The organism is Mycobacteriales bacterium (assembly GCA_036497565.1).
Classification (GTDB): Bacteria; Actinomycetota; Actinomycetes; order Mycobacteriales; family QHCD01; genus DASXJE01.
Window position 1 is genome coordinate 82,916 of sequence record DASXJE010000257.1, and the last position, 12,653, is coordinate 95,568.

At 72.1% G+C, this 12,653-nt stretch carries 14 protein-coding genes; 6 read left to right on the forward strand and 8 right to left on the reverse strand.

Annotation, left to right across the window (positions count from 1 at the left end):
* The first annotated feature begins 34 nt into the window (after positions 1-34).
* The gene (locus VGH85_20670) at positions 35-328 is read left to right on the forward strand and encodes a hypothetical protein (GenBank protein HEY2176227.1); all 294 of its coding nucleotides are present in this window, start codon (positions 35-37) and stop codon (positions 326-328) included.
* On the opposite strand, the gene VGH85_20675 is transcribed toward VGH85_20670, so the two are convergent.
* Together VGH85_20675 and ligD are read right to left on the reverse strand one after the other, a co-directional pair.
* On the reverse strand, positions 325-1,533 hold the full coding sequence (locus VGH85_20675) for a PQQ-binding-like beta-propeller repeat protein (GenBank protein ID HEY2176228.1): 1,209 nt from the start codon (positions 1,531-1,533) through the stop codon (positions 325-327). The genes VGH85_20670 and VGH85_20675 overlap by 4 nt on opposite strands.
* A gap of 150 nt (positions 1,534-1,683) precedes the next feature.
* Positions 1,684-2,751 carry a non-homologous end-joining DNA ligase gene (ligD, locus tag VGH85_20680; protein HEY2176229.1) on the reverse strand — a complete coding sequence of 356 codons (1,068 nt, stop codon included), beginning with the start codon at positions 2,749-2,751 and terminating at the stop codon, positions 1,684-1,686.
* 108 nt (positions 2,752-2,859) lie between these two features.
* Between ligD and VGH85_20685 the strand changes: the two genes are divergently transcribed.
* Together VGH85_20685 and msrB are read left to right on the forward strand one after the other, a co-directional pair.
* Positions 2,860-3,123, forward strand: coding sequence for a hypothetical protein (locus VGH85_20685; protein ID HEY2176230.1), 264 nt, complete (start codon positions 2,860-2,862; stop codon positions 3,121-3,123).
* A gap of 38 nt (positions 3,124-3,161) precedes the next feature.
* Positions 3,162-3,563 (forward strand): peptide-methionine (R)-S-oxide reductase MsrB, encoded by a 402-nt coding sequence (gene msrB / locus VGH85_20690; GenBank protein ID HEY2176231.1) that lies wholly within the window; start codon positions 3,162-3,164, stop codon positions 3,561-3,563.
* A 15-nt stretch (positions 3,564-3,578) separates the two neighbouring features.
* On the opposite strand, the gene hemQ is transcribed toward msrB, so the two are convergent.
* From hemQ to hemE, 3 genes are read right to left on the reverse strand one after another with little or no spacing between them, the layout of a single operon-like run.
* Positions 3,579-4,283, reverse strand: coding sequence for a hydrogen peroxide-dependent heme synthase (gene hemQ, locus VGH85_20695; protein HEY2176232.1), 705 nt, complete (start codon positions 4,281-4,283; stop codon positions 3,579-3,581).
* Positions 4,276-5,670 (reverse strand): protoporphyrinogen oxidase, encoded by a 1,395-nt coding sequence (gene hemG / locus VGH85_20700; GenBank protein ID HEY2176233.1) that lies wholly within the window; start codon positions 5,668-5,670, stop codon positions 4,276-4,278. The genes hemQ and hemG overlap by 8 nt, the downstream gene beginning before the upstream one ends.
* Positions 5,670-6,746 carry a uroporphyrinogen decarboxylase gene (gene hemE / locus VGH85_20705; protein ID HEY2176234.1) on the reverse strand — a complete coding sequence of 359 codons (1,077 nt, stop codon included), beginning with the start codon at positions 6,744-6,746 and terminating at the stop codon, positions 5,670-5,672. Before hemE ends, hemG begins: the two co-directional genes overlap by 1 nt.
* Positions 6,747-7,112: 366 nt before the next feature.
* Here hemE and VGH85_20710 point away from each other — a divergent pair, with 366 nt between their 5' ends.
* Positions 7,113-7,697 (forward strand): DUF3000 domain-containing protein, encoded by a 585-nt coding sequence (locus VGH85_20710; protein ID HEY2176235.1) that lies wholly within the window; start codon positions 7,113-7,115, stop codon positions 7,695-7,697.
* Here VGH85_20710 and VGH85_20715 read toward each other — a convergent pair.
* Genes VGH85_20715 through VGH85_20725 form a run of 3 tightly spaced genes read right to left on the reverse strand, consistent with a single transcriptional unit; the run spans position 7,694 to position 10,376 of the window.
* On the reverse strand, positions 7,694-8,776 hold the full coding sequence (locus VGH85_20715; GenBank protein ID HEY2176236.1) for an ATP-binding protein: 1,083 nt from the start codon (positions 8,774-8,776) through the stop codon (positions 7,694-7,696). The two genes, VGH85_20710 and VGH85_20715, sit on opposite strands and share 4 nt — an antisense overlap.
* Positions 8,773-10,194 (reverse strand): hypothetical protein, encoded by a 1,422-nt coding sequence (locus tag VGH85_20720; GenBank protein ID HEY2176237.1) that lies wholly within the window; start codon positions 10,192-10,194, stop codon positions 8,773-8,775. The genes VGH85_20715 and VGH85_20720 overlap by 4 nt, the downstream gene beginning before the upstream one ends.
* Positions 10,191-10,376: a hypothetical protein gene (locus VGH85_20725; protein ID HEY2176238.1), complete on the reverse strand. Its 186-nt coding sequence runs from the start codon at positions 10,374-10,376 to the stop codon at positions 10,191-10,193. Before VGH85_20725 ends, VGH85_20720 begins: the two co-directional genes overlap by 4 nt.
* A 297-nt stretch (positions 10,377-10,673) precedes the next feature.
* Here VGH85_20725 and VGH85_20730 point away from each other — a divergent pair, with 297 nt between their 5' ends.
* Positions 10,674-11,336 carry a response regulator transcription factor gene (locus VGH85_20730; GenBank protein HEY2176239.1) on the forward strand — a complete coding sequence of 221 codons (663 nt, stop codon included), beginning with the start codon at positions 10,674-10,676 and terminating at the stop codon, positions 11,334-11,336.
* Positions 11,337-11,425: 89 nt separating this feature from the next.
* Complete coding sequence (locus VGH85_20735) at positions 11,426-12,610, forward strand: HRDC domain-containing protein (GenBank protein HEY2176240.1); 1,185 nt, start codon at positions 11,426-11,428, stop codon at positions 12,608-12,610.
* The last annotated feature ends 43 nt before the right edge of the window (positions 12,611-12,653 follow it).

Genomic DNA, 12,653 nt, shown 5'->3' on the forward strand with positions numbered 1-12,653 from the left:
CGGCGGTAGGACGCCCGTTGGGATGATGACGGGCGTGACGACATCCGATGAGCTGCTGGCAGCGCAGGACGAACTGCAGGCCGAAGCGGTCGTGGTGCACGCCGACCTGCAGCTGGGTCCGTTGCTCGGCAAGATCGGCGAACCGACGATGCCCGCCCGGCTCGACCCGGACTCCCGCACGGCGATCCTGCAGATCAAGCATGCCTGGGCCGGCCGCGACGACTACGGCACCAGCGTCCGCAGCTACGACGTCTACCGGTCGGTGCTCGACCACGGCGTGCGTACGCCCGAGCAGTTCGACCTGTGGCGGGAGTCCCTTCCCCATTAGGACAACCCGAAGATCGACACCGTCCTGCCGGCGCCGGAGGAGATCAGCCGACCGTTGGCGATGATCACCGACGTGGCCGCGGCGGGGTAGCCGGTGACGGCGACGTGTGCACCGGTGTTGGCGAGCAACGGTCCGCCCGGCGCCGGGTACACGAGGTCGGAGGCGACCGCCACATGCGTCGGGGCGACGTTCGCCTTCCAGAGCCGGGCTCCGCCGGCCTTGGGGAGGGCACACAGGGCCGTGCCGTTGCAGGAGATGTAGAGGCGCTTCTTGCCGACCGCCAGCGGGGCGCCGGTCTCGGACGTGGACGTCCATTTCACGGCACCGGTCGCCGGTGCGAGGTCGGTGAGGTGACCCGACGGGTTGTCGGCGTAGAGGTCCGCGGCGCTGGTCGCATCGGTGTCACCGCGCAGGTTCGAATAGATCCCGGCCTTGCTCCAGGCCTGCGCCCCGTTCGCCAGCGACAGCGCGTGCAGGGTGCCCTTCCCGTTCAAGTCCTCGGAGCAGAAGATGACGTGTCCCCGCGACACGACGGTGGTGGTGAAGAACCCGGCGCAGCTGCTGTCGTAGGTCTTGTTCCAGACCTTCTTGCCGGTCGCCGGATCGAGGACGTTGATCGTTGCGCCGGACCCCACGGTGGAGCCGGTGGTGACGACCTTGCCGTTGCTCACCGCGATGTCCGCAGCGGCTCCGAGGGTCCCGACGTTCCACTGCTGACTTCCGGTGGTGGCGTTGAAGGCGCGGACGAATCCGTTGGGGTCGCTCTGCGACTCGCAGTCCACGCCACCGACGAAGACCCGACCGCCGACGACCGCGAGGCCGACGTAGATCGACGATCCGGCTGCGTCGAGCGCGTGGTTCCAGATCCGGGCGCCGGTGGTCACGTTGTAGGCCGAGACGCTGTTGGCGCCGCCGTTGACCAGGTAAAGGACGTTGCCCACCTCGGCTGGGAAGGCCGGGCTGGACCCGCCGCACCCGCCGGAGCTGGACCTGGCCAGCGTCACGGTGTGCTGCAGGTGCAGGCCGTGGATCGAGGTCGACGACAGCGCCGTCTCGGCGGCGTTGAGCCCGCTGCGGGCGGCGTCGTGGTCGCCCATCGGCCACGGTGATGCCGGCGCCGCCGCCGATGCCGCGGCACCGCTCCACAGCAGCAGGACGGACGCTGCCGCCGCCAGAATGCCCGACGAGCGAGCGAATAGTTTCATGTCGGCCCCCCATACCCCTGATCAGGGAGTCCAGCGTTAAATACGCCGTTCGACGGATCTCCCCGACATCTCCTGGCCGAACTCCGCGGCGAGCGTACCCCCGGCAGCGCATACGCAACACCGATGATCGCGGGTTCCCGGGGTGCGTCGTTACGGAGTGGTGTTGTCGCTGGTCAGCGGCCTGGCCCGGGACGGCTGGACCCGCATCGGCTCGCCCGGCATCTTCGGATAGTCCGGCGGGTACGGCAGATCGCCGGCGCCGTGGTCACGCTCGTCGCGTGCGGCGAGGTCGAGCAGCGGCTCGAGGGAAAACGCCTCCCCGGCCAGCCCGGAATGCAGGTCGCCGACCGCGGCGAACCGCGGCGGCATGGTGAAGACGTCGAAGTCGTCCGGCCGGATGTCGTCGATGTCTTCCCAATGGACGGGAGCGGAGACCAGCGCCTTCGCGGTCGGCCGGATCGAATAGGCCGAGGCGATCGTGCGATCACGCGCGGCCTGGTTGTAGTCGATGAAGATCTTTTCGCCGCGCTCCTCCTTCCACCACTTGATCGTCGCCCGGTCGGGCATCCGGCGTTCGAGCTCGCGCCCCACGGCGATGAGGGCCCGGCGTACCTGGGTGAAGGTCCAGCGCGGCTGGATCGACACGTAGACGTGCAGCCCGCGCCCGCCGGAGGTCTTCGGGTGCCCGACCAGCTGGTACTCGTCCAGGACGTTCCGGAGCTCATGGGCGACCCGGACGGCGTCGGAGAAGTCGGTGCCCGGCTGCGGGTCGAGGTCGATCCGCATCTGGTCCGGGTGGTCGACGTCGACCCGGTTGACCGGCCAGGGATGGAAGGTGAGGGTCCCGAGGTTGGCGGCCCAGGCGATCACCGCCAGCTCGGTGGCACACACCTCGTCGGCGAACCGGCCGCTGGGAAAGGCGATGCGGGCCGTCTCCACATACTCGGGGGCGCCCTTGGGGATGCGCTTCTGGAAGAAGGCGTCGCCCTTGTTGTCCTGGCGGGTGGACAGCTTCGCCCCCTCGAAGACGCCGCCTGGCCAGCGCTCGAGCGTGGTCGGGCGGTCACGGAGGGCAGCGAGGATCCCGTCGCCGACCGCGAGGAAGTACTGCACGACGTCGAGCTTGGTGATCCCCCGCTCCGGGAAGTAGAGCTTGTCCGGGTGGGAGACGCGGACCACCCGGGGCCCGACCTCGATCTCCGCGGCAGCTGCTGGCATGCCGCCACGGTAGGCGATCACGCGCTCCGGCCGGGCCGAATAAGACATCGCGACCGGGCATTTCCGACGTCGCTGGCCCACGGCGCCCCGCTGCGTCACACTCAACGGATGGGCACCGCGAACGAGGACCGGGCCCGGGCCACGACGGAGGCCTATGTGCGCTTCGTCGAGCCGGGGCAGGAGCGGCGGCCGTCCCCGTACAGCGTCGAGGGCTACATCGCCGGTGTGGGCGATTTCGCCGTCGGCGCGGCGCGGGCGCGCGGCTGGCGCCGGCTCGTCGCCAAGGTCGTGGTGGTCGCCCTGCTGCTGCCCCTCGCGGTCGCCGTGGTCGAGGGCGTGATCACCCTGCTCGGCCTGCTCCTCGGCAATTGAGCCTGCCGGCCACTGGCGGGCCGCCGTACCGTGGTGGCATGGAGACCGTGAAGAAGACCGAGGACGAGTGGCGCGCCCAGCTGACGCCGGAGCAGTACGCCGTGTTGCGTGAGGCGGACACCGAGCGCCCGTTCACCGGCGAATACGTCGACACGAAGACCGTCGGCGTCTACCGGTGCCGGGCCTGTGGCACCGAACTGTTCCGCAGCGACACGAAGTTCGACTCCCACTGCGGGTGGCCGTCGTTCTTCTCCCCGCTCGCCGAGGACCGCGTCAAGCTGATCAAGGACCGCAGTCTGGGCATGACCCGCACCGAGGTGCGCTGCGCCACCTGCGACTCCCACCTGGGGCACGTGTTCGACGACGCACCGCAGACGCCGACCGGCGACCGCTACTGCATCAACTCGGTCAGCCTCACCCTGGAGCCGGCCGAGGCCTGAGCCGACGGTGCCCCGCTACGGCAGGGCGGTGACCAACTCACTCAGCGGCTTGCGGGTGCCGGTGAAGAACGGCGTCTCCTCGCGGGTGTGCCGACGCGCGGCGGCGCCCCGCAGGTGCCGCATCAGGTCGACGATCCGGTGCAGCTCGTCGGCCTCGAACGCCAGCACCCACTCGTAGTCACCGAGCGCGAACGACGCGACCGTGTTGGCCCGGACGTCGGGGAATTCGCGGGCCATCACGCCGTGCTCGGCGAGCATCGAGCGCCGCTCCTGGTCGGGGAGCAGGTACCACTCGTACGAGCGCACGAACGGATAGACGCACACGAACCGCTTGGGCTCCTCACCGGCGAGGAAAGCCGGCAGGTGGCTCTTGTTGAACTCCGCCGGCCGGTGCAGGGCAAGTGCCGACCACACCGGCTCGCTGGCCCGCCCGAGCCGGGTCCGCCGCAGCCGCGCGTAGGCCTCCTGCAGGTCCTCGGCGCGCGGCGCGTGCCACCAGATCAGGTAGTCGGCGTCGGCGCGCAGGCCGGAGACGTCGTAGCTGCCGCGCACCACCACGTCCTTCGCGCCGATCTGCTCGAACAGCGCGTCGACCTCCTCCGCGACCTGCCGGCGGTCGTCGTCCGGCAGCCGCTGAGCGTCGGTGCGGGCCCGGAACACCGACCACATCGTGTAGCGCACCTGGGCGTTGAGTTCGCGCGCCTTCTTTCCGTCAGCCATGTTCTGATTGTCGCTCGACGGCGAGGTGGGCGAGCACCCGGGACGCGGCCTGCCGTCCCGTGCGGATGCAGGCGGGCACCCCGACCCCGTCGTACGCCGCGCCGCAGACCGCCAGCCCCGGCACCCGGTCGACCTCGGCCCGGATCCGGCGCACCCGGTCCAGGTGACCGACCGCGTACTGCGGGAGCGCCCCGCCCCAGCGGGTGACCCGCATCTCGGCCGGCCGGGTCACGACCCCGGTCAGCGCCGCGACGTCGGCGATGACGAGGTCGGCCAACTCGTCGTCGGGGCGCTGCAACACCCGCTCCTCGCCGTGCCGGGCCACCGAGGCGCGGACGATCGCCGGCCCGCCGGCGAGGTGCGCCCACTTCTGCGAGCTGAAGGTGAGCGCCTTGACCGCCCGATTCTCGGTGGGTGCGACGAGCACGCCGCTGCCGGCCGGCCACCGCTCCGCGGCGGGGTAGGCCAGCGTGACCAGGGCCGTGCTGGCGTAGTCGATCCTGCTGAGCTCGTGCGCCGCCCACGCCGTGAGGTCCCCGAGCATCCCGGCCGCCTTCTGCGCCGGGACCGCGACGATCACGGCGTCGGCGTCGAGCACGGTCGGGTCCGGCACCGGCCCCAAGACGACCCGGAAACCGGCGCCGGTGGCCTGGATCTGGCGCACCGGGAGGCCGAGCAGAAGCCGTGCGCCGGACGCGCGGGCCACCGCCGCCGGGAGCGTCCCGAGACCGGTGCGCAGCGTCGCGAAGACCGGGCCGTCACGCCGTGGCGTGGCTGCCAACGCGGCGCGGGCCGCGGCGACGACCGATCCGTGGTCGCGCATCGCGCCGGCGAGGGTGGGCACGGTCGCCTGCAGCGAGAGCACGCCCGCCCGGCCGGCGTAGACACCGCCCAGCAGCGGGTCGACGAGCCGGTCGACCACCTCGGTCCCGAGGCGGGACCCGACGAGGTCGCCGACGGACACGTCGTCGGTCACCGGCTCACCCGGATGCTCCGGCTCGGCGGACACGGCCCGCATGGCGGCGGCGGTGAGCACCCCGGCAGCGGCAACGGCTGCCAGGTCGGCCGGCACGCCCATCACCGTGCCGCCGGGAATGGGCCGCAGGCCCCCGTCCACCGCGAGCGACGCGGACCCGGTCGCCGGGTGGACGATGTCGTCGCCCAGCCCGACGGCGCGGGCCAGCTCGACGCCCTCGGGCGCGCGGGCCAGCATCGCCTCGGCACCGGCGTCGACGACGGTCCCGCCGATCTCGCCCGCGGTCAGCTTGCCGCCGATGCGGCGGGCCCCGTCGACGACGGTGATCTCGATGGCCGGATCGTCCTGCGCGATCGCGTAGGCGGCCGAGAGCCCGGCGATCCCCGCGCCGACGACGACGACGTGAGCCATCAGCGTGTCGTGACCTCGTGCACCAACTCGACGACCCGGGTCAGCACCTGCGGATCGGTCTCGGGGAGTACGCCGTGGCCGAGGTTGAAGATGTGGCCGGGCGCCGCACGGCCCTCGTCGAGGACCCGGCGTACCTCCCGCTCCACGACGTCCCAGTCGGCCAGCAGGAGCGCCGGGTCGAGGTTGCCTTGCAGCGCGTGGCCCGGGACCCGGCGGGCGGCCTCGTCGAGCGGGATCCGCCAGTCGACGCCGACGACGTCCGCGCCGGCCTCCGCCATCGCGGGCAGCAGCTCGCCGGTGCCGACCCCGAAGTGGATGCGGGGTACCGGCAGGTCGGCCAGGCCGTCGAGGACCTTGCGGCTGTGCGGCAGGACGAAACGCCGGTAGTCGGCGTCGGAGAGCGCTCCGGCCCAGGAGTCGAAGAGCTGCACCACGGCGGCACCGGCCTCGACCTGCGCGCGCAGGGACATCAGCGCGGTGTCGGCCAGTCGATCGAGCAGGGTGGCCCACAGTTCGGGCTCGCCGTGCATCAGCGCCTTGGTCCGGGCGTGGGTTCGGGATGGACCGCCCTCCACGAGGTAGCTGGCCAGCGTGAACGGCGCACCGGCGAAGCCGACCAGCGGGATGCCACCGAGGTCGCGGACCACGAGGCGGACCGCGTCGGCGACGAACCCGATCTCCTCGGGGTCGGGCGGACGGACCCGCACCAGATCGGCCCGGGTACGGATCGGATCGGCCAGTACCGGCCCCACCCCTGGCGCGATCTCGATGTCGAGTCCGCTCGCGACCAGCGGCACCACGATGTCGGAGAACAGGACGGCGGCATCGACCCGGTGCCGGTGCACCGGTTGCAGGGTGATCGTCGCGATCAGGTCGGGTCGCCGGCACGCCTCGAGCATCGGTATCCCGTCCCGTACGGCGCGGTACTCCGGCAACGACCGGCCGGCCTGCCGCATGAACCAGACCGGGGTGGTCGACGTCGGCTCGCCGCGGGCGGCCCGGAGCAGCGACGACTCCTGGACGGCCGGCGGGGTGGCGGGCGCGGCGGCGGCGCCGGTTCGCGGGCTGGGGACCATGACGACTCATCGTCGCATGCAGGCTCCGACACGCCGCGGCGCCTACGCGAAACCGTCACCCGCCCGTGGCACCGTCGCCGGTGGGACCAGTGAGGAAGGTGAGGACGCGATGTTCACGACGTCGCTGACCTGGCGTCACTGCGCGATATGCGGGCAACACGAGGCGTTCGAAGTCCCACCGTGTGTCGACGGGCACGGCGCGGACTGCCCAGACCTGGTGTGCGTGGGCTGTGGTGCGCTTGTCACCGCTGTCACTCGCGACACTGCGACCACACCGGCCACGGAACGCACTGTGCACGTGGCCGCGTGAGCGTTCATCCGGCGCGCCGGGCCTCCCGGGCCCGCAGGCAGCCGTAGGCTCGACTCGTGGCCGGGTCTCATCGGAGTGCTGCGGCGCCCATCGAGTTCGCGCGTGCTGTCGCCAGCCTCGCATCGTGCGCGTTGCGTCCTGAGGTCGTCCTCGAAGAGATCAGTCCGCCGCAACGGCTCGCCCCGTGGTCGCACGCGATCACCGCGGAAGTCGAGCTCGGCACCGACGTTCCGGCCAGCGGCCGGCTGGTGCTGCTCGGCGATCCGGACAGCGTGGGCGCCTGGGGCGGCACGCTGCGCCTGGTGACCTATGCGAGCACCGAGCTCGACACCGAGATGGCCAACGATCCGCTGCTTGCCGAGGTCGCCTGGAGCTGGCTGGTCGAGTCCCTCACCGACAAGGGCGCCCGCTATACCGCCGCGGGCGGCACGGTGACACAGACCGCGTCCGCGCGGTTCGGCGACCTCGCCGGGCCGGCGCACACCGTCGGCGTGGAGATCCGCGCATCCTGGACCCCGCTGGATTCCGACCTGCGTCCGCACCTGTCGGCGTGGGCAGATCTGTTGTGCACCGCCGCCGGTCTCCCGCCGTCCGGAGTGGTGAGCCTGCCGGGCCGCGCCGGGATCGCGCGCCAGCCCTAGGGCAGCTCGCTCGAGGTGGTGATGCGCCCGGGATCGCGGGTGGGTGACTGCGGGGTGAGCGAAAGCCGGAGCGTCAGCACCGTCCCCTGGCCGATGGCCGAGGTGACCACCAAACTCCCGCCGGCCAGGCGGGCCCGCTCGCGCAGCAGACCGAGCCCCACGTGCCTGCCCCCGGTGGACTGCACGGCGTCCGGATCGAAGCCGGGACCGTCGTCGGTGACCCGGGCGATCAGGTAGTCGCCCTCGATCGCCAGCGAGGCATGCGCTTCGTCGACATCGGCGTGCTTGACCACGTTGAGCAGGGCTTCCTGGAAGAACCGGTAGATGGTCACGGCCGACACCAGGGGAAGCGGGTAGGGCTCGGTCGGCCATCTCAGCGATACGTCGAGCAGGTAGCGCGCCGCCATCTCCCGCCGCAGGCCCGCGACCGCGGACGCCAGGTCGCCGTCGCGGAGTTCCGGGGGCCTGGTCCTGGCCATCGCCGCCCGCAGTTGCTCCTCCGCGTCCTCCACGAATTCGCGTACCCGCTCCCACGCCCCGGGCTGACCCTCCGGGTTCCCGAGCAGGGAGCGGGCCGCCATCAAGGTCTGGGCGACGGTGTCGTGCAGATCGGCCGAGAGCTGTCCGCGGGTGGCCTCCTCGGCGGCGACCAGCCCGGAGAGTAGCTCGAACATCCCGGCACCGGCGGTGTGCGCCGAACGCTGCGCCTGCTCGGCCATCTCCTCGGCGACGCGGGCCCGCAACTGCAGCGCGTCGAGCAGCCGCCCCATCTCCTGCAGCTCGCTGATCCGCTCGGCGGCGACGGAGAGACCCCGCGGATCGGCCGGGGACGACCGGTGCACCGCGGAGGCCGCCAGCCGGCGGATGTCGAGCCCGATGCCGTGCGCGACAAAGGCTCCGGCGGCGGTGATCAGCAGCCCGACACCGAGCCCCGCGGCGAGCGCCGCGACCAGGGACCCGTTCCCGCCGAGGCGAAGGATGACCCCCACGACGACGAGCACCGCGAGGATGGTCGTGAAGAGGACCACCGCCACCCAGGCAGGCAGCGGCAACAGCCGCGGTCGACCCCCGCGGCTCACCGGGTCTCGACTGCGTCGAGCCGTCCTGTCGTCGTCCACTCGGAGTCGGTGCCCACCGTGGGGGCGCGATGATGGTCGGCGGGGCCGATCAGCTCGGGTTCGCTGGTCAGGGCCACCGCACCGAGCAGGGACGCGACGGCGCGTTCGACCGCGTGCAGCTCATCGACGATGTCCCGCACAGGATCGGGGCCGGTGAAGGAAAAGGCGAGTCGGGACAGCCGTTCGGCCGACTCACGCAGGACGACGAGCGCGGGCGCCGTATAGGCACCCAGGTCGCCGAGCGCACGGGCGGCGTCACCGTAGGCTTCGACCTGCCCGATCGCCACGTCGTGTCGGGCGGCCAGATCCGCGACCGACAACCAGGCCTCGGCCTGGCCGACGAGCACCTGGGCGAGCCGGGCATCGAGCCGCTCGAATCCGCCGGCCCGCTTCGGTCGCCGGGCGATCAGCACCGCAAGGGGCCGGCCCGGATCGCCGAGCACCGCCGAGCAGAAGGGACGATCGGCGTCCACGCCGGTGAGCACGCCCCGGGCGCCCATCGTGCGCAGCACCCACGGGGCGGCGAAGGCGCTGCTGTCGACCCGCTCCCTGCGGATGACGCCGTGCTCGTCGCCGACATACCGAACCGGTCCGTCGGGGTGCCGGAGCAGCATCTCGACCTCGGCCCCGCCGAAGAGGCGGGCCGCCGCGGTGAGCAGGACGTGTGCCGACGTGTCGACCGAGGTGGCGGCGATCTGCTCGCGGCCGCGGGCCAACTCCGCGAAGAGTCTCGCCTCGGCCGTGCGCTCCGTCTGCTGGCGGTAGGACCACCACAGCAGCACCAGCGGAACGACGAGACCGAGCAAGCCGAGGGGCGCGTTCTCGGCCAGCCAGGCGGCGAGCAGGCCGAGGGAGATGTTGCCGGCGACGTGGATCATGCCCAGGCCGCTGGTCTCGGCGACGACCGCGGCGTAGGGACGGTGGGCGGTGATCGCGATCGGAATCGCGACCAGCAGGTAGTTGAGGCAGGCGAAGACAACCAGGCCGACCGCGGCCTGCGCTATCCCGCTGCCGAGGGTCTGGGTGACCAGCAGCCCGGCCGCGATGGCGCACGGGTACTGGGTGAGGTTGAAGACCAGCTTGATCCACGGCGACCGCCGGGCGTTGGCCAGCAGGAACGCCAGCAACACCCCGAGCGGGATCCACGCACCGGGGGCGAGGACGAAACCGATCGCCACGAAGGCGTCGGTCAACGCGACGGAATACCCCTGCCGGCCGATCACCATCCGGACGGTGGCGAATTCGGCCGCGGTCACGGCCGCGACGAAGGCGGGGAGTGCCCACCACGCCGGCGAGCCCCAGCCGAGGCGCACGCACAGGACCGCAGCAGCGGCCCCGAGCAGCCCGGCTGTCAGCAGGATCTTCTGCCGAGAGTTCACCGCCGGTCCGCGGGTCCCCAGACGTGCGGCTGCTGGACCGTGGAGAAGCTCCAGGACGAGCCGGCAAGGCTCCAGGACGATCCGTCGGCGGGCCGTACCGCATGCCCACCGGTCACCGCGATGCCCACGGCGAGCCCAAGGGCCGCCAACGTCGCCGTAATCCGCGCTATCAAGCGCCGCATAGAGGCACCTCTTTTCTCAAGCGGCGCCCGCGTCTCGCCGATCGAACGCGGTGAGCCGGTCTCGTCCACCTCGTGGTCCGTGGAGTTCTCATGCCCACGCAACCCCCGCACAAAATACCCCGAACGGAGTAGCATTCCTAGTGGTCAACGGGATCATCGTGGCCGTTCCATATGGACCGATCGTACGGCGTTCGACACACGCCGGGGATCGAAGACACTGCCGGCGGACGGCACGGACAGGGAGGACCCAGGGTGGTAGTAGAGAACGCCAGCGGTCAAACAGCCGAGGCGACCCCGATGCCCGTGACGTCGCCACCGTTCACCGGCGACCAGTTCACCGCCCTCGTCGTCGATGATCACCCTCTTCTCCGGGAATCGATCATCACGCGCCTGCAGACCATGGGTGCTTCCCAGGTCTATGAGGCGGCGAGCATCTCCGAGGCCCGGGCGCGAGCCCACTCCACCGGTCCGCTGGACCTGTGTGTCCTCGACCTCGGGCTCCCGGACGGCAACGGGTTGGACCTGCTCGGCGAGCTGCGCGAGGCGGGCTGGACCCGCCTGGTCGTGCTGTCCGCCGCCGACGATCCCTACTCCGTCCGCGCGGCATTCGTCGCCGGCGCCCAGGGCTATCTGCTCAAATCCGCGTCCCCATCCGTGGTCGCCGACGGGGTCCGGCGGGTCCTCGACGGCGGCGTCTACGCCGATCCCTCGGTGGCTTCCCTCCTGGCCGCCGGTCTGCGCGGCGGCCGGAGCGACTCGGGCGTGTCCGACCTGTCGGCCCGCGAGGTCGAAGTGCTCCGACTCGTCGCCGACGGCAAGTCCAACAAGGAGATCGGCGACGCCCTGAGCCTGTCTGCACTGACGGTCAAGAGCCACCTGGCCCGGATCGCCCGCAAGCTCGGGACCGGTGACCGGGCCGAGATGGTGGCCCTGGTGATGCGCGCGGGGGTCATCCGCTGACGTTGGCTGCCGAGCCCACCCCGACCGACGCCCCGTCCGCACCACCGGTACCGGTGTTGCATGCGCCACGGGACGGTGTGCCTGATCCGGTGACGACCGCTGCCGGCTTGACGGCTGCGTGCGAGCGGCTGGCCGCGGGCACCGGACCGGTCGCGGTCGACGCCGAACGCGCCTCCGGCTACCGCTACGGCCAGAGCGCCTATCTGGTGCAACTCCGACGTGCCGGCGCCGGGACGATCCTCATCGACCCGCTCGGCTGCCCGGACCTGTCCGAGCTCGACCGGGCGCTGGCCGATACCGAGTGGGTGATCCACGCCGCGAGCCAGGACCTCCCCTGCCTCGCCGAACTCGGTGCCCGGCCGCGCACCCTCTTCGACACCGAGCTGGCCGGCCGGCTCCTGAACTACCCGCGGGTCGGGCTGGCCTCGATCCTCGAGCGGGTTCTCGGGATGAGCCTGGAGAAGGGCCACGGGTCGGCGGACTGGAGCACCCGGCCGCTCCCCCACGACTGGCTGGTCTACGCCGCACTCGATGTCGAGTTGCTCGTCGAGCTCCGCGACGGGCTGTACGCCGCGCTCGTGGCGGCCGACCGGCTGAACTGGGCGACCCAGGAGTTCGCCGCCCTCGTCGCCGCACCCCCGGCGGCGCCGCGCACAGACCCCTGGCGCCGCACATCCGGGATCCACAAGATCCGCAACGCCCGCGCGCTCGCGACCGTCCGCTCGCTGTGGTTCACCCGCGACGAGATCGCCCGACAGCGGGATCTGGCGCCCGGCCGGGTGCTCCCCGACTCCGCGATCATCGCGGCGGCGCTGGCGGATCCGGCGTCGGCCGAGGAACTGCGGGCACTGCCGGTCTTCTCCGGGCGTGGCAACCGCCGGCTCCTCGAACGTTGGTGGCACGCGATCGCCGAGGCTCGGGACCTGCCGGCGGCCGACCTCCCGCCGACGACCCCGGTCAACGATGCGGAGACTCCGCCGCCGAGCAACCGGTGGGCCAACCGCGATCCGGAGGCGGCCGCCCGCCTGGTCGCGGCCCGGGCCGCGACCACCGGCCTCGCCGAGCACCTCGCCATCCCGACCGAGAACCTCGTCGCGCCCGACGCCGTACGCCGGCTGGCGTGGCGCCCGCCCGAGCCGCTCACCGCGGACGCCGTCGCGGCGGTGCTCCGGGACCGGGCCGCGCGGCCGTGGCAGATCGACCTCACCGCGGCACCACTGGCGGCGGCGCTGGACGCCGCGCAGCACAGACAGCAGCAGGGACAGCAGTCGTGACCACCGGGCCCCAGGCCGGGTCGACCGGGAACGGCCGGGCACA